The organism is Microbulbifer sp. S227A (genome assembly GCF_049800935.1).
This window is the reverse complement of sequence record NZ_JBNAFZ010000001.1, coordinates 566297-591634: the sequence shown is the minus strand read 5'-3', so window position 1 is coordinate 591634 and position 25338 is coordinate 566297. Positions and strand designations below refer to the sequence as shown.

The 25338-nt window shown below is 63.7% G+C and carries 25 protein-coding genes; 10 read left to right on the top strand and 15 right to left on the bottom strand.

Features of this window, described 5'->3' with window-relative positions; all coding sequences use genetic code 11:
• Positions 1-174 precede the first annotated feature (174 nt).
• The 5 genes from ACP15R_RS02890 (at position 175) to ACP15R_RS02870 (ending at position 3937) form a co-directional block, all read left to right on the top strand.
• A complete protein-coding gene (locus ACP15R_RS02890; RefSeq protein ID WP_424984868.1) occupies positions 175-879 on the top strand; it encodes a helix-turn-helix transcriptional regulator in 705 nt (234 codons plus the stop codon).
• A 123-nt stretch (positions 880-1002) separates the two neighbouring features.
• Entirely contained in the window at positions 1003-1446 is a 444-nt protein-coding gene (locus tag ACP15R_RS02885; protein WP_424984867.1) for a MaoC family dehydratase, read from the top strand.
• A gap of 57 nt (positions 1447-1503) precedes the next feature.
• The gene (locus tag ACP15R_RS02880) at positions 1504-2427 is read left to right on the top strand and encodes a bifunctional riboflavin kinase/FAD synthetase (protein ID WP_424984866.1); all 924 of its coding nucleotides are present in this window, start codon (positions 1504-1506) and stop codon (positions 2425-2427) included.
• Complete coding sequence (locus ACP15R_RS02875) at positions 2424-2894, top strand: YcgN family cysteine cluster protein (protein ID WP_424984865.1); 471 nt, start codon at positions 2424-2426, stop codon at positions 2892-2894. Before ACP15R_RS02880 ends, ACP15R_RS02875 begins: the two co-directional genes overlap by 4 nt.
• The gene (locus tag ACP15R_RS02870; protein ID WP_424984864.1) at positions 2894-3937 is read left to right on the top strand and encodes a threonine aldolase family protein; all 1044 of its coding nucleotides are present in this window, start codon (positions 2894-2896) and stop codon (positions 3935-3937) included. The genes ACP15R_RS02875 and ACP15R_RS02870 overlap by 1 nt, the downstream gene beginning before the upstream one ends.
• 99 nt (positions 3938-4036) lie before the next feature.
• On the opposite strand, the gene ACP15R_RS02865 is transcribed toward ACP15R_RS02870, so the two are convergent.
• Both ACP15R_RS02865 and ACP15R_RS02860 read right to left on the bottom strand, forming a co-directional pair.
• Complete coding sequence (locus ACP15R_RS02865) at positions 4037-4852, bottom strand: alpha/beta fold hydrolase (RefSeq protein ID WP_424984863.1); 816 nt, start codon at positions 4850-4852, stop codon at positions 4037-4039.
• Entirely contained in the window at positions 4849-5451 is a 603-nt protein-coding gene (locus ACP15R_RS02860) for a 2-hydroxychromene-2-carboxylate isomerase (protein WP_424984862.1), read from the bottom strand. Before ACP15R_RS02860 ends, ACP15R_RS02865 begins: the two co-directional genes overlap by 4 nt.
• A gap of 107 nt (positions 5452-5558) precedes the next feature.
• Between ACP15R_RS02860 and ACP15R_RS02855 the strand changes: the two genes are divergently transcribed.
• On the top strand, positions 5559-6578 hold the full coding sequence (locus tag ACP15R_RS02855) for a ribose-phosphate pyrophosphokinase (RefSeq protein WP_424984861.1): 1020 nt from the start codon (positions 5559-5561) through the stop codon (positions 6576-6578).
• A 13-nt stretch (positions 6579-6591) separates the two neighbouring features.
• Here ACP15R_RS02855 and ACP15R_RS02850 read toward each other — a convergent pair whose 3' ends face one another.
• The 7 genes from ACP15R_RS02850 to ACP15R_RS02820 form a co-directional block, all read right to left on the bottom strand.
• The gene (locus tag ACP15R_RS02850; RefSeq protein ID WP_424984860.1) at positions 6592-6942 is read right to left on the bottom strand and encodes an H-type lectin domain-containing protein; all 351 of its coding nucleotides are present in this window, start codon (positions 6940-6942) and stop codon (positions 6592-6594) included.
• A gap of 157 nt (positions 6943-7099) precedes the next feature.
• Positions 7100-7516 (bottom strand): F0F1 ATP synthase subunit epsilon, encoded by a 417-nt coding sequence (locus tag ACP15R_RS02845; RefSeq protein ID WP_424984859.1) that lies wholly within the window; start codon positions 7514-7516, stop codon positions 7100-7102.
• An 11-nt stretch (positions 7517-7527) separates the two neighbouring features.
• A complete protein-coding gene (gene atpD / locus ACP15R_RS02840) occupies positions 7528-8952 on the bottom strand; it encodes a F0F1 ATP synthase subunit beta (protein ID WP_424984858.1) in 1425 nt (474 codons plus the stop codon).
• Between the two features lie 18 nt (positions 8953-8970).
• On the bottom strand, positions 8971-9846 hold the full coding sequence (locus ACP15R_RS02835; protein ID WP_424984857.1) for a F0F1 ATP synthase subunit gamma: 876 nt from the start codon (positions 9844-9846) through the stop codon (positions 8971-8973).
• Positions 9847-9858: 12 nt separating this feature from the next.
• Complete coding sequence (gene atpA, locus ACP15R_RS02830) at positions 9859-11397, bottom strand: F0F1 ATP synthase subunit alpha (protein WP_424984856.1); 1539 nt, start codon at positions 11395-11397, stop codon at positions 9859-9861.
• A complete protein-coding gene (locus ACP15R_RS02825; RefSeq protein WP_424984855.1) occupies positions 11398-11958 on the bottom strand; it encodes a F0F1 ATP synthase subunit delta in 561 nt (186 codons plus the stop codon). It abuts the gene before it with no gap.
• A 288-nt stretch (positions 11959-12246) separates the two neighbouring features.
• Positions 12247-13014, bottom strand: coding sequence for a methyltransferase domain-containing protein (locus ACP15R_RS02820; protein WP_424984854.1), 768 nt, complete (start codon positions 13012-13014; stop codon positions 12247-12249).
• Positions 13015-13075: 61 nt separating this feature from the next.
• On the opposite strand from ACP15R_RS02820, the gene gloB reads away from it, so the two are divergent.
• From gloB to ACP15R_RS02805, 3 genes are all read left to right on the top strand, one after another.
• Positions 13076-13843, top strand: coding sequence for a hydroxyacylglutathione hydrolase (gene gloB / locus ACP15R_RS02815; RefSeq protein ID WP_424984853.1), 768 nt, complete (start codon positions 13076-13078; stop codon positions 13841-13843).
• 172 nt (positions 13844-14015) lie between these two features.
• A complete protein-coding gene (clpA, locus tag ACP15R_RS02810) occupies positions 14016-16337 on the top strand; it encodes an ATP-dependent Clp protease ATP-binding subunit ClpA (protein WP_424984852.1) in 2322 nt (773 codons plus the stop codon).
• Positions 16337-17299 (top strand): M23 family metallopeptidase, encoded by a 963-nt coding sequence (locus tag ACP15R_RS02805; RefSeq protein ID WP_424984851.1) that lies wholly within the window; start codon positions 16337-16339, stop codon positions 17297-17299. Before clpA ends, ACP15R_RS02805 begins: the two co-directional genes overlap by 1 nt.
• Positions 17300-17305: 6 nt before the next feature.
• Here the strand turns inward: ACP15R_RS02805 and ACP15R_RS02800 are convergent, their stop codons facing one another.
• The 3 genes from ACP15R_RS02800 to ACP15R_RS02790 all read right to left on the bottom strand — a co-directional run bounded on the left by ACP15R_RS02800 (position 17306) and on the right by ACP15R_RS02790 (position 21410).
• Entirely contained in the window at positions 17306-19627 is a 2322-nt protein-coding gene (locus tag ACP15R_RS02800; RefSeq protein WP_424984850.1) for a peptidoglycan -binding protein, read from the bottom strand.
• Between the two features lie 3 nt (positions 19628-19630).
• The gene (locus tag ACP15R_RS02795; protein WP_424984849.1) at positions 19631-20809 is read right to left on the bottom strand and encodes a hypothetical protein; all 1179 of its coding nucleotides are present in this window, start codon (positions 20807-20809) and stop codon (positions 19631-19633) included.
• A 70-nt stretch (positions 20810-20879) separates the two neighbouring features.
• A complete protein-coding gene (locus tag ACP15R_RS02790) occupies positions 20880-21410 on the bottom strand; it encodes a gamma-glutamylcyclotransferase (protein WP_424984848.1) in 531 nt (176 codons plus the stop codon).
• Between the two features lie 65 nt (positions 21411-21475).
• On the opposite strand from ACP15R_RS02790, the gene ACP15R_RS02785 reads away from it, so the two are divergent.
• A complete protein-coding gene (locus ACP15R_RS02785; protein ID WP_424984847.1) occupies positions 21476-22477 on the top strand; it encodes a DUF2125 domain-containing protein in 1002 nt (333 codons plus the stop codon).
• On the opposite strand, the gene ACP15R_RS02780 is transcribed toward ACP15R_RS02785, so the two are convergent.
• From ACP15R_RS02780 to hisC, 3 genes are read right to left on the bottom strand one after another with little or no spacing between them, the layout of a single operon-like run.
• On the bottom strand, positions 22474-23313 hold the full coding sequence (locus ACP15R_RS02780) for an extensin family protein (protein WP_424984846.1): 840 nt from the start codon (positions 23311-23313) through the stop codon (positions 22474-22476). The two genes, ACP15R_RS02785 and ACP15R_RS02780, sit on opposite strands and share 4 nt — an antisense overlap.
• Positions 23310-24233 carry a prephenate/arogenate dehydrogenase family protein gene (locus ACP15R_RS02775; protein WP_424984845.1) on the bottom strand — a complete coding sequence of 308 codons (924 nt, stop codon included), beginning with the start codon at positions 24231-24233 and terminating at the stop codon, positions 23310-23312. Before ACP15R_RS02775 ends, ACP15R_RS02780 begins: the two co-directional genes overlap by 4 nt.
• Positions 24230-25315 carry a histidinol-phosphate transaminase gene (gene hisC / locus ACP15R_RS02770; protein WP_424984844.1) on the bottom strand — a complete coding sequence of 362 codons (1086 nt, stop codon included), beginning with the start codon at positions 25313-25315 and terminating at the stop codon, positions 24230-24232. The genes ACP15R_RS02775 and hisC overlap by 4 nt, the downstream gene beginning before the upstream one ends.
• Positions 25316-25338: the final 23 nt, after the last annotated feature.

The window sequence follows — 25338 nt, the reverse complement described above, 5'->3', positions numbered from 1 at the left end:
ATACGGATCCCAGCGGCCCAGTTGCAGCCGTATCAGTGTCATTTCATCAAAGCTGTTCATGTGATGTCCCCCGTTGCAATCAACATGGGCCCATCATCGCCGATCTCTGCTGACACATGCTGTCAGCGGGGGCTGATATAGTGTCAGCAGGTTTCCCGAGGAAATGCCGTCACCATGCCCCGTTCCAGCCGCTTGTTTGAAATCATCCAGATCCTGCGCGCCGCCGAGGGGCCGGTCACCGCTGCGGAGCTGTCGGGCGAACTGGAAGTGTCGGTGCGCACGATCTATCGCGACATTGCCGCCTTGCAGGGTATGCGCACGCCGATCGAGGGCGAGGCCGGCATGGGATATCTCATGCGCCGGGGCTATGATCTGCCGCCGCTGAATTTCGACACGGACGAGATCGAAGCCCTGCGCGTTGCCCTGGCGATGCTGGCCCGCACCGGCGATAGCGCGCTGCAAAGGGCGGCACAGCGGGTCTGTGGCAAGATCGACGCGCTGCATGGCCCGGCGGACTGGCTCGAGATCGTGCCCTGGGGCGCGCCCTCGGATGACAGCGCGCCGGACTGCGTGTCAAAGGCGATGTTGCGCAGCGCGATCCGCGAAGAGCGCAAGCTGGAATTGCTCTATCGTGACGAAAAGCAGAACGAGACCCGCCGTGTCGTCCGGCCGCTGGTTCTGATTTATCACCTGAATTGCGTGATGCTGGCGGCCTGGTGCGAGACACGGGCCACGTTCCGGCATTTTCGCGCGGACCGGATCTGGGAATGCACCCTGACGGGCACCGATTTCAGGGGCGAAGGCGATGTGCTGCGCCGGCTGTGGCGCGAACAATACGAGGCAGAAGAGGCGCAAACCGGCGACGCGGCTGCGGGTTAGGGCGGGCCAATTGGGGAAAATTCACAGAATCACTTGATTTTCTGCGACTGCAAAGTAATAAAGTTGCAGACCGAGATCGAATGTAGATCAAATATTACTGCGCCGATGATGAATGAGGATACCATGTTGGACAATATGCCCCGTGGCACGATCTGTATCGAAGATATCGAAATGGGCATGTCGCGCCACCTGCGTAAGGTGGTGACCGACGAAGACATCGAGATGTTCGCGCAGGTTTCGACCGACCGGAACCCGGTGCATCTGGATGATGACTATGCGCAGGACACCATATTCGAGGGCCGCATCGCGCATGGGATGCTGACTGCTGGCCTGATTTCGGCGGTGATCGGCGAGCAATTGCCCGGCCATGGCACGGTATACATGGGGCAGACGCTCAAGTTCCTCGCGCCGGTGCGTCCGGGCGACATGGTTTATGCCGAGGTCAAGGTGGTCGATATCGACATGGGCAAGCGCCGGGTCAAGCTTGACTGCCACTGTTCGGTGGACGGCAAGAAGGTTCTGATCGGCGAAGCGATGGTGCTGGCCCCCAGCCGCAAGTTCGACTAGGCCACCGACGCACTTGCGCGCGGGCGCGTTGCCCGCTACGCAACGCAAATGCGGATCGTGCGAGACTATCAGTTTGTCCAGCCAGAGGATCGCGGCGCAAGCGTCGCGATCGGCAATTTCGACGGTGTCCATCTGGGCCACCAGACGGTGATCGACATTGCCCGCCGGGCCGCTCCCGATGCGCCCTTGGGCGTGCTGACATTCGAACCGCACCCCAGAGAGTTCTTTGCCCCCGACGCACCGCCATTCCGGCTCATGGGGCGCGAGGCGCGCACCAGCCGGCTGGCCAAGCTGGGCGTGGAACGGCTGTATGAGCTGGCGTTCAACGCGTCGCTCGCCGCGCTCAGCCCCGAGGCCTTTTCGCGCAGCGTGATCCACGAGGGTTTTGGCCTGCGACATGTGGTCGTCGGCAGCGATTTCTGTTTTGGCCGGGGCCGGGCGGGGACCGCCGCCGATCTCGTGCGCCACGGGGCCGAGATGGGGTTTGGCGTGACCATCGCGCCGCTGCTGGAAAACGGCGACCGGACCGTTTCGTCCACCGCCATCCGGACCGCGCTTGGTGAAGGACGCCCGCGCGATGCGGCGGCGATGCTCGGGCATTGGCACCGTATCGAAGGCGAGGTGATCAGCGGCGAACAGCGCGGCAGGGTTCTGGGTTTCCCGACCGCCAACATGTCGATCAGCGGCATCCACCCCCCGGCCTTTGGCGTCTACGCGGTGCTGGTGGACGTGGTCGACGGCCCACATGCCGGGAGCTATCACGGCGTTGCATCGCTCGGGGTGCGGCCGATGTTTGGCAGGAACCGGCCCAATATCGAAACCTACCTGTTTGATTTCACCGGCGATCTGTATGGTGCGACCCTGTCTGTCGGGCTGGTCGATTACCTGCGTCCCGAGCAGAAGTTCGACAACGTGGACGGGCTGGTGGCGCAGATGCATGCCGACAGCGCCCGTGCCCGCGATATCCTGGCCGCCATATGAGCGACCCGATCGACCGCGCCGGACTTGCCCCGCGTTTCTGGGAACGCAAACCGTTGCAGAAGCTGAACCAGCAGGAATGGGAAGCACTGTGCGATGGCTGCGGCAAATGCTGTCTGAACAAGCTGGAAGACGAAGAGAGCGGCGAGGTGGCGCTGACCCGTGTGGCGTGCCGCTTGCTTGACGATGCCACCTGTCGATGTGCCCAATATGACATCCGGCACCAATTCGTGCCGGAATGCATCGTGCTCAGGCCCGACAATCTCGACAGCCACGCCTACTGGATGCCGCAGACCTGCGCCTATCGGCTGTTATGGGAGGGCAAGCCGCTGTTTGACTGGCACCCGCTGATCTCGGGCCGTGCGCAATCGGTACATGACGCGGGTGTATCGGTGCAGGGATGGACCCTGCCCGAGTTCGAGATCCCCGAGGACGACTGGGAAGATCACATCATCGAGGAGCCCATCTGATGTTCTTTGCATCCGACAATTCGGGCCCGGTCCATCCACAGGTACTGGCCGCGCTTGGGGCGGCGAATGACGGCTATGCGATGGGCTATGGCGACGACCCGCTGACCAAACAGGTGCAGCGCCGCATTCGCGAGATTTTCGAGGCCCCCGAGGCGGCCGTTTATCTCGTGGCCACGGGGACGGCGGCAAATGCGCTGGCATTGGCGACATTGTGCCAGCCGTTTGAAACGGTGTTCTGTTCCCCGGTGGCGCATATTCACGAGGATGAATGCAACGCGCCCGAGTTCTTTACCGGCGGTGCCAAGCTGACGCTGGTCCCGGGGGACGACAAGATGACGCCCAAAGCGCTGGCGGCGACGATTGCCAGGGAAAACACCCGTGGCGTGCATGGGCCGCAACGCGGGCCGGTGTCAATCACCCAGGTGACCGAGCGGGGGGCGGTCTATACGCTTGACGAACTGCGCGCCCTGACGGCCGTGGCGCGGGACCATGAGTTGCCGTGCCACCTGGACGGGGCGCGTTTTGCCAATGCGCTGGTTCGGCTGAGCTGCTCGGCGGCTGACATGTCCTGGCGCGCCGGGGTCGATGCGCTCTCCTTTGGCGGCACCAAGAACGGGCTGCTGGGGGTCGAGGCGGTGATTTTCTTTGACCCGGACAAGGCGTGGGAATTCGAACTGCGCCGCAAGCGCGGCGGGCACCTGTTTTCCAAGGGTCGCTATCTGGCGGCGCAGATGGCGGCCTATCTGGCGGATGATCTCTGGCTGAGCTCTGCGCGATCGGCAAACGCGGCCTGTGCGCGGCTGGCCGAGGGATTGCGCAACGCGGGGGCCGAGTTTGTCCATCCGCCCGACGCCAACATGATCTTTGCCGCCCTGCCACGTGCCGCCCATCGCCGCCTGCATGAGGCGGGGGCGGTGTATCACCTGTGGGACGGCACGCTGGACGGCGCGGACCCGGATGAATTGCTGACCGCGCGGCTGGTATGCGACTGGTCGATCAGCAACGCACAGATCGACCGGTTCCTGGCAGTCCTGCACGGCTGAGGCGTTTCGGGTTTCGTCCGGTACATCGCACTTCGTCCAACGCGTTGAACACTGTGTTACCAAGCGGCGTTAGACGATGCAGGGCCGGCACGAAGCCCTTTAGGCCCGCGGCGGCTCGGCACCCCTGGCAAACTGCCGCCGCAGGTGGCTTGCGGTGTCTTTCGGATGGGTGATCGGCAACATGTGCCCCGCGCCCTCGACCACGCGCGTTTCCGAATGTGGTATCCGCCGGGCCAGACCGGCAACCACCGTGGTCATGATGCTTGCCGATTTGCCGCCACGCAGCAGCATCACCGGCATGTTCAGAGATGGCAACCTGCCCGGGCGGAGCAGGCCGGCCCGGTCATCGTAAATCGCCGCGTGGCTTGCCGGAAGCACGTGAATGCCGCGTGTCATCGCGGCGCGGGTCTCTTGCCGCAGGGCGGGCCAGCGGGTCGCGCCATCTCCCCAGGCCCGGTTGAACAGCCGTGCCGCCAGCGCCCGATCGCCCGCTGCCAGCGCCGCGTTGACCGGGCGCATGGTTTCGCGTTCGTGCGCAATGTCTTCTGGCGCGTCCTGCATGGCGATGGCAAAGAACACCGGTTCGATCAGCGTCAGGCTGCGCACCAGATGCGGCCGCTCGACCGCCAGCCGCAGGGCAAGCAGCGCGCCAAAGGAATGGCCGACCACATCCGCCGGCCGGTCGAGCAAGTGCCCGATGGCCCGGTTCATCAGATCGGGAAAGTCGTCTGTTTCATCCCAATCCGGGCTGCGCCCATGCGAGAACATGTCGGGCGCGCGCAGGGTGATTTCATCTTCCATCGCCGTCGCCACGCCGCGCCATGCGCCGGAATGTGCGATGGTGCAATGCAGGGCCAGCACCGTCCGGGGGCCATGCCCGAAACTGCGGCTGAACAGGGTGGTGGGGTCGGTCACGAGGCCTGTGCCGAGAGATGTATGTCGAGATCCTCGAGCCGGTCCTGACCCCAGAACCGGGCGCCATCCGGCGTGACATAGAACGGCGCACCGAATACACCCTTTTCCACCGCCTCTTCGAGGTTGGCGGCATAGGTTTCCGCACCCTGCAACAGGCCGCTATCGGCGAGCGACGGATCAAACCCCGAGCCAGAGAGGCAGGCGCGCACCACATCGTCGGTGGCAATGTCCTTTTCCTCGACCCAGCAGGCGCGCATGAAAGACTGGACAAGCCCGCCGAGATCGCCGCCGCCCGCCGCCTGCGCGGCGATGATCGCATAGGACGAGGGCGCCATGTTGGTGGGGAAATGGGCCGGTTTCAGGTTGAACGGCATGTTCAACCGCTTGGCCCGGCGCAGCAGGTCCTGGCTGCGGTATTCCAGGCGCGAGGGGTGGCGATCCTTGGGGGCGACGCCGCCGGTGCGACCGAACAGGGCCATGAGATCCACCGGCTTGTAGGTGATGGTTGCGTCATGTTTCGCGGCGATCTGTTCCAGCCCGTCGCCGGCCAGATAGGCGAAGGGGGATATTGTCGCAAAGAAGTAATCAATCGTGGTCATCTGCTGAATTCTCTCCGGCTATTTCTTTGCGGGACGGTAAGGCCATGCTAAGCGGTGTCAACATTACGAATCTGTCACAATTGCCCAATGCGCCGGGAACCCATGCCATGCCTCAGTCGACCGAACCCAAGCTGATCGCCGGAAACTCCAACCTGCCATTGGCCACCGCGATCGCCAAGCGGATGACCATGCACCGGGGCATTCACACCGGCCTGGTCGATGCCCGTGTCGAACGGTTCAACGATGGCGAGATCTTTGTCGAGGTGTTCGAAAATGTCCGTGGCGAGGACATGTATATCATCCAGTCGACATCGAACCCGGCCAATGACAACCTGATGGAGCTGCTGATCATGGCCGATGCGCTGCGCCGCTCCAGCGCCTCGCGCGTCACGGCGATCCTGCCGTATTTCGGCTATGCCCGTCAGGACCGGCGCACCAAGGCACGAACTCCGATTTCCGCCAAGCTGGTCGCCAACATGATGGTGGGCACCGGGATCGAGCGGGTTCTGACCATGGACCTGCACGCGGCGCAGATCCAGGGGTTCTTTGATATTCCGGTGGACAACCTCTATGCCTCGCCGGTGTTCGCGCTCGATATCAAGACCCATTTCAAGGACAACATGAACGATCTCATGGTGGTGTCGCCCGATGTGGGCGGGGTTGGACGGGCGCGCGAACTGGCCAAGCGGATCAACTCGCCGCTGTCGATCGTCGACAAGCGCCGCGAAAAGCCCGGTGAAATCGCCGAGATGACGGTGATTGGCAACGTGGAAGACAAGATCTGCCTGATCGTCGACGACATGTGCGATACCGCCGGAACGCTCTGCAAGGCGGCACAGGTCCTGTTGGAAAACGGCGCCCGCGAGGTGCATTCCTATATCACTCACGGCGTGATGAGCGGCCCGGCGGTCGAACGGGTGACCAATTCTGTCATGAAATCGCTGGTCATTACCGACACCATCCAGCCCAGCGAAGCGGTGCTCGGGGCCAAGAACATCCGCATCGTGCCTACGGCCCCGGTCTTTGCACAGGCGATCCTGAACATCTGGAACGGTACGTCGGTGTCGTCGCTGTTCGAAGATTCGACCCTGACGCCGATCTACGAATCGCTGTATTCGGCGGCCTGATCGGGAAGGGGGCTCAGTAGAGCTCCCAATCGTCGGAATGCGGCAAGGCTCCAATCGCGGTCCATGCGGCGCGAATACGGGCGATCCGGGTATCGGCCCAGGTGCGGAACACGATATCGAAACCCTGTGCCGTCACGTCGCGGGCCACCACCTCGGCCCGGAACGCGGTTGACGTCTTGACGTCCCAAAGCGACACCGACACCTGCACCACCGGCGGTTCGCGATAGGGCTGGCTGAACGCGACATGTTTGCGGCATTCGCGGGGGCCGCTGCCGGTCCACATTTCGCCGTCGTTCTCAAAGTCGGAAAACAGCACGACATCACCCTGATCGATACCAAGTGGATGGGATTCAAGTCGTTTCATTCGGGTGTTCTGGTTAGGTGCCTGTCAGTCTGCCTTGGATAGCCGCGAACGGGTTCAAATACTAGGCAATTGATGGGCAAAGTCGCGGCGGGGCGGGCATGAAAAAACCGGCCCCGTCGGGGCCGGCTGTTGATCGCTCCGCTGGCCCGTGACCGGGTCAGACGTTGATGTGATCGCCCAGGGCCATCATGTCGGCGAGCAGCTTGGCGGCGTCGTCAACCGGGCCCGGCTCGTTCTTGAAGACTTCCTTGGCCGTTTCATGTTCGGCGCGGGCTTCTTCGATCATCTCGTCGATATGCGCACGGGTCACTTCGTTCAGCGGAATCGCTTTTTCGGCGAGCACCGACAGGCTGGTTGCATTGATCTCGGCAAAGCCACCGGAAACCAAATACTCCGCCTGACCCGAGGGGCCATCGATCCGCAAGACGCCGGGGCGCAGGGTGGTGATCAGAGGCGAATGATCGGGCATCGCCGTCATGTCACCGTCCGCACCCGGGATCTGGACCGAGCTGACCGCGAGCGAAGCTAGGCTCCGCTCGGGGCTGACCAGGTCAAATTGCATTGTATCTGCCATCAGGCTGCTCCTCAGGCTGCGTCGGCGGCCATGCGCTCGGCTTTGGCGATCACTTCGTCGATGCCGCCGACCATGTAGAACGCGCCTTCGGGCAGGTGGTCATATTCGCCGGCCACAACCGCCTTGAACGAGGCAATAGTGTCTTCCAGCGGAACCTGCACGCCGGGCGAACCGGTGAACACCTGTGCCACGTCGAAAGGCTGCGACAGGAAACGCTGGATCTTGCGGGCGCGGGCCACGGTCAGCTTGTCCTCTTCGCTGAGTTCGTCCATGCCGAGAATGGCGATGATGTCCTGCAGCGATTTATAGCGCTGGAGCGTTTCCTGAACGTCGGTTGCAACCTTGTAGTGCTCTTCGCCGACAACCGCCGGGTCCAGCAGGCGCGAGGTCGAGGCCAGCGGGTCCACGGCCGGGTAGATGCCCAGCTCCGAGATCGCACGGTCAAGAACGGTGGTGGCGTCAAGGTGCGCAAACGAGGTGGCCGGCGCGGGGTCGGTCAGGTCGTCCGCGGGCACGTAGACGGCCTGCACCGAGGTGATCGAACCGGACTTGGTCGAGGTGATGCGTTCCTGCATCGCGCCCATGTCGGTCGCCAGCGTCGGCTGGTAGCCCACCGCCGAAGGAATACGGCCCAGAAGGGCGGACACTTCGGAACCGGCCTGGGTAAAGCGGAAGATGTTGTCGACAAAGAACAGAACGTCGGCACCGGTCTCGTCGCGGAACTGCTCGGCCAGGGTCAGACCGGACAGGGCAACACGCATACGGGCTCCCGGAGGCTCGTTCATCTGGCCATAGACCAGGGCGATCTTGCTCTCTTCGAGGTTGTCGGGAACGATAACGCCGGATTCGATCATCTCGTGGTAGAGGTCGTTGCCTTCGCGGGTCCGTTCACCCACACCGGCAAACACCGACACGCCCGAGTGCACCTTGGCGATGTTGTTGATCAGTTCCATGATCAGAACCGTCTTGCCCACGCCGGCACCGCCGAACAGGCCGATCTTGCCGCCCTTGGCATACGGCGCGAGCAGGTCGATCACCTTGATGCCGGTGGTCAGAACTTCGGACTCGGTGGCCTGATCCGCGAAATCCGGCGCTTCCTGGTGGATGGCGCGGCGCGCGGTTGCATTGACCGGGCCCTTTTCGTCAACGGGGTCGCCGATCACGTTCATGATACGGCCCAGCGTGGCGCTGCCGACGGGAACCGAAATCGGCTCGCCCAGGTCGGTGATCTCGGCGCCGCGCACCAGACCTTCGGTGGCGTCCATCGCAACGGTGCGGACAGTGTTTTCGCCCAGGTGCTGAGCCACTTCGAGGATCAGGCGGTTGCCATTGTTGTCGGTTTCAAGCGCGTTCAGGATCTCGGGCAGGTGGTCGTCGAACTGAACGTCGACCACGGCGCCGATGACCTGAGTCACTTTGCCTTTTGCGTTTGCCATGTGTTTGTCTCCGGTTCTCTAGAGCGCTTCCGCGCCCGAAATGATTTCGATAAGCTCGTTGGTGATCACAGCCTGACGCGACCGGTTGAACTGGATGGTCAGTTTGTCGATCATCTCGCCCGCGTTCCGGGTTGCGTTGTCCATTGCGGACATCCGCGCACCCTGTTCGCTGGCACCGTTTTCCAGCAGGGCAGCAAAGAGCTGCGTGGCCACGCCGCGCGGCAGAAGATCGGCCAGAATGGCCTCTTCGTCGGGCTCGTAGTCATACAGCGTGCTGCCCGCATCGCTTTCGGGCGCATCGAAATCGGCGGGAATGATCTGCTGTGCGGTCGGCACCTGGCTGACCACGTTCACGAACTGGGCATAAAAGATCGTCGCGACATCGAATTCACCGGCGTCAAACCGGTTCAGGATGTCCTTGGCGATCCCCTGCGCGTCGGAATAGGCGACGCGCTTGACCTCGGTCAGGTCGACATGGCCGACGAAACTGTCCGCGAAATCACGCTTGAGCTGGTCGCGGCCTTTTTTGCCGACGGTCAGGATCTTGACGGTCTTTCCAGCCCGTTGAAGCTCCTGCGCCTTGGCACGTGCCAGCTTGGCGATATTGCCGTTGAAGCCGCCGCACAATCCGCGCTCGGCGGTGAGGACGACCAGCAGGTGAACCTGATCACTGCCGGTGCCGCTGAGCAGCTTGGGCGCGGAATCAGATCCTCCAACCGAGGCTGCAAGCTGTCCCATCACGGCGTTGAACCGTTCCGTGTAGGGGCGCGCCTGTTCAGCACTCTCCTGCGCGCGGCGAAGTTTCGCCGCGGCAACCATTTGCATGGCCTTGGTGATCTTGCGAGTGCTTTTGACACTCTCGATCCTGTTCTTTAGGTCCTTGAGGCTTGGCATCTGACAGGCCCCTTATGCGAAATCGGCGGCGAATTCGTCGAGAGCTGCTTTTACTTTCTCTTCGGCGTCACCTTTGATCTTGGGATCTTCGTCGGTGATGAATTTCAGCAGATCCGCGTGCTTGCTGCGCAGATGCGCCAGCAGGCCGGCTTCAAAGCGTCCGACATCGCCAACCGGGTGCTTGTCGAGATAGCCCTTGGTGCCGGCATAGATCACGCAGACGATTTCCGCGTTGGTCAGCGGCGAATATTGCGGCTGTTTCATCAGCTCGGTCAGGCGCGCACCCCGGTTCAGCAGCTGCTGGGTGGCGGCGTCAAGGTCCGACCCGAACTGTGCAAAGGCGGCCATTTCGCGATACTGCGCCAGTTCCAGCTTCACCGGACCGGCAACCGATTTCATCGCGTTGGTCTGGGCCGAGGAACCCACGCGCGACACCGACAGACCGGTGTTCACGGCGGGGCGGATACCCTGGTAGAACAGTTCGGTTTCAAGGAAGATCTGACCGTCGGTGATCGAGATCACGTTGGTCGGGATAAACGCCGAAACGTCGCCGCCCTGGGTTTCGATCACCGGCAGCGCGGTCAGCGAGCCGGCGCCGAATTCTTCGTTCAGCTTGGCCGAACGCTCGAGCAGGCGGGAGTGCAGGTAGAAAACGTCACCCGGATAGGCTTCACGTCCGGGCGGACGGCGCAGCAGCAGGGACATCTGACGATAGGCCACCGCTTGTTTGGACAGGTCATCATAGATGATCAGCGCGTGACGGCCATTGTCGCGGAAATGCTCGGCCATCGCGGTCGCGGCATAGGGGGCGAGGAATTGCAGCGGCGCCGGCTCGGATGCGGTTGCGGCAACCACGATCGAGTATTCCATCGCGCCGTTTTCTTCCAGCTTTTTCACCAGCTGGGCAACGGTCGAACGCTTCTGGCCAACGGCGACATAGACACAATAGAGCTTCTTGCCCTCGTCATCGCCCGCCGCGTCGTTATAGACTTTCTGGTTCAGCATCGCGTCCAGCGCCACGGCGGTCTTGCCGGTCTGGCGGTCGCCGATGATCAGCTCGCGCTGGCCACGGCCGATCGGGATCATCGCGTCAACCGATTTCAGGCCGGTTGCCATGGGCTCGTGCACGGATTTGCGCGGGATGATGCCCGGCGCCTTGACGTCGGCAACGCCACGCTTGGCGGTCTTGATCGGGCCTTTGCCGTCCAGCGGGTTGCCCAGGCCGTCCACAACACGACCCAGCAGCTCGTCGCCGACAGGCACGTCCACGATGGAGTTGGTGCGCTTGACGGTGTCGCCTTCCTTGATGTCCCGGTCAGAGCCAAAGATCACGACGCCAACATTGTCGCTCTCGAGGTTCAGAGCCATGCCCTGAATGCCGCCGGGGAACTCGACCATTTCACCGGCCTGCACGTTGTCGAGGCCGTAAACACGGGCGATCCCGTCACCGACGCTCAGCACGCGACCGACTTCGGCCACCTCGGCTTCCTGACCAAAATTCTTGATCTGGTCTTTCAGGATCGCAGAAATCTCTGCTGCTTGGATACCCATTTATCCGACCTCTTTCATTGCATTCTGAAGGGAGTTGAGCTTGGAGCGGATCGACGTGTCGATCATCTTCGAACCCACTTTTACGATGAGACCGCCGATGAGGGATTCATCGACGGTGGAATTGATGGTGACGGTCTTGCCAACGCGCTCCTTGAGCGTGGCGGCCAGTTTTTCGGATTGCGCCTTGGTGAGCGCCTTGGCGCTGGTCACGTCCGCGGTCACTTCGCCCCGTTCCCGGGCGATCTTTTCGCGCAGGGCACCGATCAGCTGCGGAACGACGAACAGGCGCCGTTTCTGCGCCATCAGCGCCAGCGACTTGCCCAGCACCTCGTTCAGGCCCATCTTGGCGGCGATCGCGGTGATGGCACTTTCCTGCTCGCTGCGCGTCACCAGCGGCGAATGGATCAGGTTGCGCAGCTCGGGGCTGTCATCCAATGCAGCGGCCAGATCATTGATGCTGGTTTCGAGGCTGTCGAGATTCTGGTTCTCTTGGGCGATCTCAAAGATCGCCGTGGCATAGCGCGCGGCTATGCCTGCGGAAATCGAAGCTGGTTCGGACACGTCCACCCTTCCGATATTTGGCCCCGGTTTGCCGCGCTGTTACGCGATCTCCGGGGGCGTGAGGCTACCTTGCGGCCCGCAAGGCGTCAAAATCAGCGAGGATGTAGCAGAGCGTACCCTTGCCCGCAACATACTATAGCGATTCCGGCGCCAGCGAATAATTGCATGATTCTAGGCTATTAGCCCGACTGCGGCGGTTTGCGCAAAAATGGGCGGGTAAAAAACGCAGCCTTTTGGCCCGGTTGCGCGATTCCTAGGCACAAGATCTTGAATGATCGACGCTAACACCTATCGCGGTTCGGGGCCGGGCAAAACCATCGCATTGGCGGGCTTGGCCAATCCTTCGAGCGCCTTGATCGGGCTCTTGGCGATATCGCGCACGATGGTGCCGGTCGGGGGCTGGACCCGTTTGGTGGCCTCGACCATGAACGCGCCGCCCGGAAAGGCGCGGGGCACGTGGCTGCCGTATTTTTCAAACAGCGGCGCGGATTTCAGCCAGAAGCGCCGGGTCGAGGGCGGCTGATAGAGCGCGGCACCATAGCCTTCGGGCAGGAAGTGATGGCGCTTGAGCTGGGTTTCCAGCTGGCTGAGCGTGTAGGGGCGGCCAAAGCCGAACGGCGTGCGATCGCTGCGCGACCACAGCCCGGCGCGGTTGGGTACGATGAACAGCGCCTTGCCGCCGGGGCCGAGCACCCGCCAGCATTCTTCGAGCAGCCGCGTCGGGTGCTCGGATGTTTCCAGCCCGTGCATCACGATCAGCTTGTCCACATGCCCGGTTTCAATCGGCCACAGCGTCTCTTCGGCCAGCACCGACACGTTGGGCATCCCGGCGGGCCAGGGCATCACCCCTTGCGGCGCGGGCATCAGCGCGATCACCCGGCGGGCATCGGCCAGGTAGGGCCGCAGCAACGGCACCGCGAAACCGAAGCCGGCAACGGTCTGGCCCTTTGCCTCGGGCCACAGTTTCAACATGCGCCCCCGGATCGAGGATTGCGCCGCCCGCCCCAGGGTGCTGCGGTAATAGAAATTGCGAAGATCCTGCACATCAAGATGCATTGCGGGCGTCCGTCCGATCAGCCAATCTGGGCGCAGTCTAACAATGTAAAGGCGAAAGACCATGCCTCTTGAGATTCTCACGATCCCCTGCCTGAGCGACAATTATGCCTTTGTGGCCCATGATGCCGCCAGCGGCGAAACCGCTCTGGTCGACGTGCCCGAGGCGGCTCCGATCCTTGCCGCGCTCGCCGATCGGGGCTGGGCACTGGGACAGGTGTTTCTGACGCATCACCATGCGGATCACGTGCAGGGGCTCGACGAGATCCTCGCGGCGCATCCGGCCAGGGTTCTGGGGGCGGCGGCCGATGCGCATCGGCTGCCGTCGCTGGATGTTGCGCTGACCGAGGGCGACACGGTCCGGATTGGCAGCGAGGCCGGGCAAATCCTGGACGTGTCGGGGCACACGGTCGGACATATTGCCCTTCACTTCTCCGCGAGCAAGGCCGTGTTCACCGCCGACAGCCTGATGGCCCTGGGCTGCGGGCGGCTGTTCGAGGGCACGCCGGCACAGATGTGGGCATCGCTGGGCAAGCTCGCGGCGCTGCCCGGCGACACCGTGGTCTATTCCGGGCATGAATATACCCAGGCCAACGGGGCCTTTGCGATCACTGTCGATCCCGACAATCCCGAGCTGATTACGCGGATCAAGGCCATTGCCGAGGCCCGCGCGCGGTCTGAGCCGACAGTACCGTCGCTGTTGTCGCTGGAGCTGGCCACGAACCCCTTCCTGCGGGCGGCTGAGGCGCAGGTGCAACAGGCCGTCGGCATGTCCGGAGCCGATCCCGCCGAGGTGTTTGCCGAGATTCGCAGGCGAAAAGACAGTTTCTGATGCATCTATTGTGCACGCTTTGACAACGGTGATCGGGCGATTCTGTAAAAAATGTGAGAAAAGCCTTGAAGCCGGAGCCTGATCAACCAAACTCTAACACTATGAGGACATGGTTGGATATCGGAGCCGCATCGCTGGTTTTCCGCCCGACCCAGATAAAAGGAGCGCGCGCGTGCCTTCATTCTCGAGCACATTAGAACAGGCCATTCATGCCGCGCTTGCGCTGGCAAATGAACGGCGGCACGAATTTGCAACGCTGGAACATCTGCTTCTGGCGCTGCTTGACGAACCGGACGCAACCCGCGTCATGCAGGCTTGCAGCGTTGACCTGGACGAGTTGCGCGGCACCCTGGTCGAATTCATCGACGAAGACCTGTCAAACCTGGTCACCAGCGTCGACGGATCCGAGGCGGTGCCCACGGCGGCATTCCAGCGTGTGATCCAGCGCGCCGCGATCCATGTACAATCTTCGGGCCGTACCGAAGTGACCGGTGCCAACGTGTTGGTGGCGATCTTTGCCGAGCGCGAAAGCAATGCGGCCTATTTCCTGCAGGAACAGGAAATGACCCGCTATGATGCGGTCAATTTCATCGCCCACGGGGTCGCCAAGGACCCGGCATTCGGGGAAGCCCGCCCCGTCAGCGGCGCACCCGAGGCCGAGGAAGAGCCGCAGGGCGTGACCGAGGGCGAAAAGAAGGAAAGCGCGCTTGCCAAATATTGCGTCGACCTGAACGCCAAGTCGCGCGAGGGGGACATCGACCCGCTGATCGGGCGCGATGAGGAAGTAGAGCGCTGCATCCAGGTGCTGTGCCGTCGGCGCAAGAACAATCCGCTGCTGGTTGGGGATCCGGGGGTGGGCAAAACCGCGATCGCCGAGGGGCTGGCCCGCAAGATCGTGGCGGGCGAAACCCCCGAAGTGCTGTCCGAGACGACGATCTACTCGCTCGACATGGGGGCCTTGCTGGCCGGAACCCGCTATCGCGGCGATTTCGAAGAGCGCCTCAAGGCGGTTGTGACCGAGCTTGAGGACCATCCCGACGCGGTTCTGTTTATCGACGAAATCCACACGGTGATCGGCGCGGGTGCCACATCGGGCGGTGCGATGGATGCGTCGAACCTGCTCAAACCGGCCCTGCAAGGGGGCAAGCTGCGCACTATGGGGTCGACGACCTACAAGGAATTCCGCCAGCATTTCGAAAAGGACCGGGCCCTGTCCCGCCGGTTCCAGAAAATCGACGTGAACGAACCGTCGGTCGAGGATTCGATCAAGATCCTGCGGGGGCTGAAACCCTATTTCGAAGAGCATCACCAGGTGAAATACACGGCGGATTCGATCAAGACCGCGGTGGAACTGGCGTCGCGCTATATCAATGACCGCAAGCTGCCCGACAGCGCCATCGACGTGATCGACGAAGCCGGAGCCGCACAGCATCTGGTGGTTGCGGCCAAGCGGCGCAAGACCATCGGAACCAAGGATGTCGAGGCCGTGGTGGCCAAGATCGCCCGCATTCCGCCCAAGAATGTCAGCAAGGACGATGCCGAGGTGCTCAAGGACCTGGAGGCGTCGCTCAAACGGGTGGTGTTCGGTCAGGACAGTGCCATCGAGGCACTGGCCAGCGCGATCAAGCTGGCGCGGGCCGGGCTGCGGGAACCGGAAAAGCCGATCGGCAACTATCTCTTTGCCGGGCCCACCGGCGTCGGCAAGACCGAGGTCGCGAAACAGCTGGCGGATACGCTTGGCGTGGAACTCTTGCGGTTCGATATGTCGGAATACATGGAGAAACACGCGGTCAGCCGGCTGATCGGTGCGCCTCCGGGCTATGTCGGCTTTGACCAGGGCGGCATGTTGACCGATGGCGTCGATCAGCATCCGCATTGCGTGTTGCTGCTGGACGAGATCGAAAAGGCGCATCCGGATGTCTATAACATCCTGTTGCAGGTGATGGATCACGGTGAACTGACCGACCATAACGGCCGTACCGTCAGCTTCCGCAACGTGGTGCTGATCATGACTTCGAATGCCGGGGCCGCCGAACAGGCGCAGGCCGCCATCGGGTTTGGCCGCGATCGGCGCGAGGGCGAGGATACCGCCGCCATCGAACGCACCTTTACGCCCGAATTCCGCAACCGTCTGGATGCGGTGATTTCATTCGCGCCGCTGCCGAAATCGGTGATCCTGCAAGTGGTCGAGAAGTTCGTGCTGCAACTGGAAGCACAGTTGATGGATCGCAACGTCACCATCGAGCTGACCAAACCGGCGGCGGAATGGCTGGCGGACAAGGGCTATGACGACAAGATGGGCGCGCGCCCGCTCGGGCGTGTCATCCAGGAACACATCAAGAAACCCCTGGCCGAAGAGCTGCTGTTTGGCAAGCTCGCCAAGGGCGGTGTGGTCAAGGTCGGCCTGAAGGACGGCGAGCTTGAACTGCGGATCGACGGGCCGGACAAGCCGCGCCTGCCGGGGGACAAGCCGCCCTTGCTGACCGCGGACTGATGCGTGCGGCCAGTGTCGCACTGGCCTTTTCGCTCGCCGCACAGGTTGCGGCGGGTGAAATCGATCTGGATTTGCCGCTGGACTGCACCTATGGCGAAACCTGCTATATCCAGAGATATGTCGATCTCGATCCCGGGCCCGGCGTGCGCGACTATCGCTGCGGCGACCTGGCGGGGGACAGTCACAATGGCACGGATTTTGCACTTCACACGCTGGAAGAGATGCGCCGGGGCGTGCCCGTGCTCGCATCCGCCCCCGGACGGGTCAGGGCGACGCGCGACGGGATGCCCGACCGCGCCTTTTCGGCGGCGGATGAGGCGGCGCTGAATGGCCGGGACTGTGGCAATGGCGTGGTCCTGGTGCACGAGGACGGCTGGGAAACCCAGTATTGCCACCTGAAACGGGATTCGATTGCCGTAAAGCGGGGCGATATTGTGGATCGGGGCGACAGGCTTGGCCTCGTCGGTCTCAGCGGCCGTTCGAACTTTCCGCATGTGCATCTGAGTGTTCGTCACAACGGGGCCGAGATCGATCCGTTCCGCCCCGAGCCCGGCGAGACCTGTGCCCCGTCACAGCGTACCCTGTGGAACGAGTTGCCGGAATACAGCCCCGGCGGGGTGATCTATGCGGGGTTTGCCGATCATGTTCCGACGCTGGACACCGTAGCGGACGGAACGGTCCAGAGCGCGCCGCTTGTACGCGGCTCCGCGGCGCTGGTGCTCTATGCCCTTGCCTATGGTGGCCATGCGGGCGATGTCATGCGCCTGACGATCGATGGACCCCAGGGAAACGTGCTCGAAACTGACATGGTTCTGGAGAAATCACATCCGCGCCTGTTCAGGGCGGCGGGCAAGCGGCTGACGGAACCGGCCTGGCCGGGCGGCACCTACCAGGGCACCGTTATCCTGCTGCGCGAGGGCACCGAACTGGGCCGGCGCGGCGTGCAATTGAATTTGCCCTGACTCGTCTCATTTCTCGGTCAGCTTCAATTCGATCCGCCGGTTCTGAGCCCGGGCCTCTGCCGTGTCGTCCGGGTTGATCGGCTGGTATTGGCCAAAACCGTTTGCCGACAGGCGGTCCGGGGCGATGCCAAGAAAATTGACCATATAGCGTACCACCGACAGGGCGCGCCCCTGGCTGAGTTCCCAATTGTCGCGATAGCGCCCGTTGCTGATCAGGGGGACGTCATCCGTATGCCCGTCGACGCGGATCACCCAGTTGAGTTCGGGGGGGATTTCCGCGGCGATGCTGCGCAGGATGCGCGCGACCTTGGCAATCTCGGCCTCGCCTTCGAGCGACAGGTCGGCCCCGCCCGGCGGAAACAGGACCTCTGAGGAGAAAACAAACCGGTCACCTTCGATGCGCACGCCGTCCTGGTTGCCCAGAAGGTCACGCAACCGGCCAAAAAACTCCGAGCGATAGCGTTGCAGGTCCTGCGCCTGGGCTTCGAGCTCTTCGCTCTTGGCTTGCAATGCGCGGGCTTCGGCTTGCAGCCGCTGGCGTTCGGATTCTTCGAGCAGCCGTCGGCGGCGTTCCTCTGAAGCCGCCCGGGCCAGCGCCGCGTTCAGGTCAGCCCCGAGGTTTTCCAGCTGAACCTTGGCGGCGGCGTCGCGTTCTTCGAAGTCGTCCAACAGCGCTTGCAAGCTGCCCAGCTGTGTTCGCAGCGCCGCGATCTGTTGATTGAGCAGCGCGGTCTGACGTTGGGCACGGGCGGAAATTTCGCGTTCTTCCGACAGGGTTTCCCGCGCCTGCGCCAACAGCCCCGCGCGTGCCGACGCAGCGGTTTCGGCCTGTTGCTGAGCGGCGAGCGCCGCGGCAAGGCGGGCTTGCAGAACCTCCTGGTCGGTGGCGGCAACCTGCGCGCGTTCCAAGGCCTCAAGCGCCGCGAGCAGCCGTGCCTCGACATCGGCGCGATCCTGCGCGGTGGTTGATGCGGATTGCCGCGAGGCGGCAAGATCGGCCCGGGTCCGCGCCAGTTCCGCCTGCAAACTGTCACTTGTGGCGTTGGCCTCTGCTAGCTGCGCGCGCATCGTCTCTTGTGCCTTGTCAGTGTCCGCTTGCAGGGTGGCGAGCCGCGCTTCGAACCCGCGCCGGGCCTCGGTGTTTTCCCGTTGAAGCCGGGCCAGCTCTGCCTGGTACTCCGATTGGCTCTGCACCGATTGGGCCCGTTGGCGTGCCAGTTCGGTTTCGAGCGCATCGTGGGTATCGGCGGCCAGGGCCTGCGCCGTTGCGAGCCGGTTGCGCAACTCGGTTTCGGTTGCCGCGCTTGCCGCGCGCAGGCGGGCCAGTTCGCTTTCAAGGGCGGCCAGCGAGCGGCTGTTCTCGGCCTGGCTGACCTCCATCTGGTTCAGCACATTGGTCAGGCGGTCAACCAGCTCATCGCGTTTCCCGGCCTCGGTGCGGGAGGCGGCAATTGCGGCAAGGGCCTGCGTCAGTTCGGTATCCAGCCCGTCGCGGGCGGCTTCGGCGGCAGCCAGAAGAGTCAGCGTGTCCTCGGCATCCTGCCGCTGGGCCTCAAGCGACAGGGTCATCGCGGTCAGTTCCGCATCGGCGTTTTGCAGGCGCTCGCGCAGCGCTTCGGCGGCGGCAGCATCGGCAAGCCGCGCCGCTTCCTCGTCTGACACTTGCTGTTCCAGCGCCGCGATCTGTTCGGCATCCTGTGCCTTGCCCTGTTGCAAATCGGCGATCATCGCCTCGAGCGCCGCCCGTCGCGCCGCCGCCAGTCGGGCAGTTTCCGATTGGGCGTCGATTTCGTCGCGGCTTTGGGCCAATGCCTGGTTCAGGATGTCCCGTTCGGAGCGCAGCTCGGCACGCGCCGCCGTGAGATCGGTAATGTCCTGACGCGCCTGTGCCCGGTCGGCCAGCAAGGTTGCCACCTGCGCCTCGAAATCGGTGATCTGCCGTTGCGCCTGTTCCAGCGCGGCGGCCTGACGGTCGCTCTGCGAAGTCAGCGTGGCGATGATCGAAGTCTGGTTGGCGATCTGTTGCCGGGCCTGCGCGAGGAACGCCTCGGATTGCGTCAGCGTCGCGTCCAGAGCCCCAACCCGCTCGGCCAGTTCGCCCGAGCGCCGCTCTTCCAGCCCGAGCGCATCGGCCAGCGCGTTGACCTCGGCCGAGAGCACATCAAGTTCGCTCTCCTGGCCGGAAATGGTTTCGCGCAGCACATATTGCACCACCATGAAGATGGTCAGCAGGAACATCAGCACCAGCAAGAGACCGGTCATCGCATCCACGAATCCCGGCCAGATCGACGCCTGGAACCGGTTTGCGGAGCGACGCGACAGGGCCATGTGCTAGACCTCGCCGCTTTCGCCGTCGGCCTTGGGCCTGCGCCCGTCGCCCCGCGGGCGGTCCAGAGCCTTGGCCAGCAATTCGATATCCTTGCGCAGTTCCGCGAGGCTCTCCTGGCGTCCAGCCGAGATTTCTTCGAGAATGCGCAACATCTGTACGTCAATCGACCGCAGGCGCATCCGGCTTTCGGCGTCGATCCCGTCGCCGGCCTGTTCGCGCAGCGTGTCGTTCAGGGCGTCCTGACCCGCGGCCAGCCGGTCAAGGGCGGTGGCGATCCGGTCGCTGGGGTCCTGTTGCATCATGCGATCGAGGACAGTGGCGAGTTTCCGGTCGATCTCGGCGCGGCCCGCTTCGGCGCGCTCGATCAGCCGGTACAGGCCGTCCATCTGCCCGGTCATGTGAGCGGGCACGCCGGGGGCCGATCCGCTGTCGGTGCTGCCGTCGTCGCCGGATGAAAACCCGACGCGGGTGATCGAGGACAGCCATTCTTCGAGCTCGCGGTAGAACCGGTTTTGCCCGTGCCCGGCAAAGAGCTCCAGCAGCCCGACAATCAGCGATCCGGCAAGCCCGAGCAGTGAGCTGGCAAAGGCGACACCCATGCCGCCCAGTTGTTTTTCAAGCCCGGTCATCAACCGATTGAATACGTCCAGCCCCTGTTCGCCCTCTTGCGGGGCAAGGCTGCGGATGGTTTCGACCACGGCGGGAACCGTGGTGGCCAGCCCGTAAAAGGTGCCCAACAGCCCGAGAAAAATCAGCAGGTTGACGATATAGCGGGTGATGTCCCGTTCTTCGTCGATGCGGGTGGCGACCGAGTCGAGGATCGACCGGGTTGAGGACGAGCTGAGCTGCATTCGCGCGCCGCGTGCCCGCAACAGCGACGCAAGCGGAGCCAGCAATTGTGGCGGCCTGGTGGCCGAGTCCACCTGTCCGGCGGCAAAGCGTTCGATCCAGCGCACCGAGCCGATCAGCTGGAGCACCTGGTAAAACGTCGCAAGAACGCCGACGACGAACACGATCAGGATGAACCCGTTCAGATAGGGATTGGCCTGAAACACCGGCAGCACGCGGGGCAGGGCGACAAACACGCCGAACCCCGACAGCCCGAGCGCCGTCAGCATCATCAAAATCTGTCGCACAGGCTGGCTGAATTGCGGCCTGGGTTTGCGGTCTGGTTCGGCCATACGCCCCGGTCCTGACTCTTGTCTGCTCCCCCGGGGAGACTATAGAAGATTTCAGGGGCGCGCCAAGGGTTTATGCCGCTAGTGTGCGCACCCGCTCGGCCAGCCATTCGAGATCGGGATCGTGCAGGCCGATTTCCGCCAGATGCGTCGTGGTGTTGAACAGGTATTCGGTATTTGGCCCGCGCCCGCCCACCGCGCGGGCGATGATCCGGGCTTGTTCTTCCAGCGGCAGGCCCCCGCAATATTGCACGTGATGCGGATCGATCACATAGGTCACGGCAGTCACGCTCTGCCCGTCCGCCAGCGTGATCGACAGGTCCTTTTCCAGATAGGCCGACGAGATCAATTCGCGCTCGCGCAGATAGTCGAGGGTTTGCGCCTCTTCTCCCTGCTGCACCGCCAGCGCCATGCCCCGGCAATGGGCGCCGGGCACTTCGTCAAGCGCGAGGACAAGACCGGGTTCGGCCTCGGTCCCGCGATGGTGGATCGAGCGCATGCAGAACGAGCGGGCATAGTCGTCCAATGTCGCGATCATGCTGCGGGCCACCGGAAAGCCGGGGTTCCACAACAACGAGCCATATCCGAATACCCACATCGTCATCTTGCTGGTCCTTGCCGATTTCGCCCTATAAACAACAAAGCAGCGGCGGGGAAAAGGGGCAGGGCGTGCGCAGGGTGTTGAATATTCTGGTGGTTCTGGGGCTGGTCTGGTCCGCCTATTGGTACGGCGCCGGGTATCTGCTGCGCCAGGGCGTGAGCGCCTGGTTCACCGAACAGGTCGCACGGGGCTGGCAGGCGGATTATTCCGAGATTTACACCTCGGGCTATCCGCTGCGCCATATCACGACGCTGATCAGCCCGGCGTTGGCCGATCCGGCAACCGGGGCCGCGTGGCAGGCGGAGTGGCTGAACATGGACAGCCCGGCGATCTGGCCGGGGCGGCAAACGCTGGCCTTTCCGGAAACCGCGCAGAGGTTGTCTTATTTCGACCAGACCGTCACCCTGCATGCGCAGGGCATGGATGCCGACCTGCATCTCAGGCCCGGGCCGGATCTCGTGGTGGAACGGATGGCGCTGACCTCGGGGCCCTGGGCGGTCGAGGATGCCCGGGGAGAGGCCATGGCGGCGGATGGTCTGGTGCTGGCGATGCAGGGCACCGATCAGCCCGAAACCTATCGATTCAATGTCGATGCCCCGCAATTTGTCCCCGGTGCGGCGCTGCGCAAGATGTTGCGGCCCACGGCGGCCTTGCCCGAGAGTTTCGAGAGCTTTGAGCTGGACATGACAGTGCGGTTCGACCGCCCGTGGGATCGCCGCGCGCTTGAAGACCGCCGCCCGCAGCCGGTGGCAATCGACCTCGGGCTGGCGCAGGCAAAATGGGGCGCATTGGCGCTCTTTGCCGCCGGTCAGGTCACGGTGGACAGCAATGGTGTGCCGAGCGGCGAATTGTCGATCAAGGCCGAGAACTGGCGCGATATGCTGGCGCTGGCGCAGGGGTCGGGGGCGGTGCCGGATTATGCCATCGGCCCGGCAGAACGGGTGCTGAACCTGCTTTCGAACATGAGCGGCAATCCCGATACGCTGGATGTCAAGCTGGGGCTGCGCGACGGGATGGTGACGCTCGGGCCGTTTCCACTTGGCCCGGCACCCTATCTCTACCTGCGCTAGCGGCAGTAGGGCCCGCTGCGATAGCTGGCGGTGTCAAAATGGAAATGGTCCTCGTGATAGCCATCCGATCCGGGGCCGAGCGTGGTGCCAAAGGTGCCGCAGGCACGGCGGTAGGCCTTGCGCAGCGGCTGGCGGGTTGTCCCCCGGCCCCAGCCCTTGAGTACGGTGATCACCTCGCCATCCATCATGGTAAAGGCCGACAGGTCGATGGCGTTGCCCTTGCCATGTTCCGAGATCCGCCCGCCGCGCTTGTTGTTGCGGGTCCGGCAGGCGTAATGGGCGGCGACCTTCATCTCGACCACCGGGCCGCGCTTGCGAAACGCCGGTTTCAATCCCAGCTCGGTCCATTCGCGCAGGGCCGAGGCGGTTTTGCAATTCATCAGCGCCGGCGGGTTCAGGCGCACGCCGGCCACCGTGTTCACCCGCACCGCGTCCTTGATGCCACAGGCCTTGATGCGACCGGGAACATGGCCGACAGACTCGCCCTGGATCTCCAGATCGCCACAGACCGCTCCGGCCCGGCGCATCTTGCGCTTGGCCATCGCCTTGGTTCCGACGGACGGCGGGCGTGGCCAGGGGCGGGCCGAAATGTCGGGCGACAGAAACGCCAGCTGCTCCGGTCTGGTGGCGGCATTGGTGATCTGTTCGGATACCGGCCGCAGGTGGGGGCGCAGGCTGGGGCGCTGCCGGGCAATGGCCAGAACCTCGGTCGCGGCAGTGGTGGCATCGGCACCGGGGCGCGATTGCGGGCGCGGCGATGCGTCGGGGGCCAGCGCCGCGAGCGGGGCCGCCCAAAGCGCACAGGCAAGCATCGCGAACACCCGGCGCCGCATCATTTGGGCGTCTTCTTGCGGCCGAAATCCGGGGCGTCGGTATCCTGTCCCGCCTCGATGATGCCCCGGCGGATGGCGCGGGTGCGGGTGAAATAGGCATGCAGGTGATCGCCGTCACCGGTGCGGATGGCGCGTTGCAGGGCAAACAGCTCTTCGGTAAAGCGGCCAAGGATCTCCAGCGTGGCGTCCTTGTTGTTCAGGAACACATCGCGCCACATCGTCGGATCACTCGCCGCGATGCGGGTAAAGTCGCGAAATCCGGCAGCGGAATACTTGATCACTTCGCTATCGGTCACGCGGCGCAGATCGTCGGCCACGCCCACCATCGTATAAGCGATCAGGTGCGGCGCGTGGCTGGTTACGGCCAGTACGAGGTCATGATGGTCGGGATCCATGATTTCCACATGCGAACCGATGCCCCGCCACAGATCGCGCAGGCGCGCAACGGCGTTGTGGTCGGTGTTTTCGTCCGGCACGATCAGGCACCAGCGGTCGTCGAACAATTCGGCAAAGCCGCTTTGTGGCCCCGAATGCTCGGTTCCGGCCAGCGGGTGGGCCGGGACGAAATGCACGGTATCCGGCAGGTGCGGCGCGACGGCGTCGACAACCGCGCGCTTGACCGACCCGACATCGGTCACCGTGGCGCCGGGCTTCAGGTGCGGCGCGATCTGGCGGGCAATATCGCCCATCGCCCCCACCGGCACCGCGAGAACGACAAGGTCGGCCTCCGCGACGGCCTCGGCGAGGTCATCGCAAACCCGGTCGCACAGGCCGATGCGCCGCGCGGTATCGCGGGTTTCCTGCGAGCGGGCATAGCCGGTCACTTCGGTGGCGAGGCCGGCCCGCCTGATCGCCCAGAACATCGACGAGGCAATCAGCCCCAGCCCGATCAGCGCGACGCGTTCGTAGACAATCCCGCTCATCGTGCGCCGCCCTTGAATTCGGCGATCGCGGCAACGATGCGCCGACAGGCGATCTCGTCGCCCACCGTGATGCGCAGGCCCTGGGGCAGGTTGTAACCGGCCACGCGACGCACGATCAGCCCCTGCGATTGCAGATACGTATCACAGGCTTCGGCCTCGGCCCGGTCGGCAAAGCGGGCGAGAATGAAATTCGCGCAGGAGGTGTCGGATGGCACGCCAAGCTCGGCCAGCGCCTCGGCCAGCCAGCCGCGCCACCTGGCGTTCTGCGCCCGGCAATGGTCCACGTATTCGGTATCGCGAATGGCCGCCTGGGCGGCGGCGAGGGCGGTGCCCGACAGGTTGAACGGCCCGCGCACCCGGTTCAGCACGTCGATGATCGCCTGTGGCCCATAGCCCCAGCCGACGCGCAGACCGCCCAGACCGTAAAGCTTGGAGAAAGTGCGGGTCATCACCACGTTGTCGCGCTCTGCAACAAGGGCCGCGCCGCCGTCAAACCCATCCACGAATTCCGCATAGGCCCCGTCAAGCACGAGAATGGCCCGAGGCGGCAGCCCATCGGCGAGCCGCGCGATCTCGGCCGCGCCGATCATGGTGCCGGTGGGGTTGTTGGGATTGGCGATGAAAACCAGCCGCGTGCGCTCGGTGCAGCCCGCGAGGATCGCGTCAACATCGGTCACGCGGTCGCGTTCGCGTACCTCGACCGGGGTGGCCCCGGCGGCCAGCGCGCTGATCCGGTACATGGCAAAGCCGTGCTCGGTATGCACGACCTCGTCGCCCGGGCCGGCATAGGCCTGGCAGAGAAAGGTGATGATCTCGTCGCTGCCGACACCACAGATGATCTGCGCGGGGTTCAGGTCATGCACTTCGCCAATGGCCTGCCGCAGGGCGGCGTGGTCGGTCGAGGGATAGCGGTGGATCTGCGCGGCGCTGTTCTGAACGGCTTCGACGGCTTTGGGGCTGGGGCCAAGCGGGTTTTCATTGCTCGACAGCTTGATGACATTGCTGACGCCGGCCACATGCGAGGCCCCGCCCTGGTACAGGGCGATGTCCAAGATACCGGGTTGCGGCGTGATCAGGCTCATATCGGGGCTCCCAGAAAATTGCC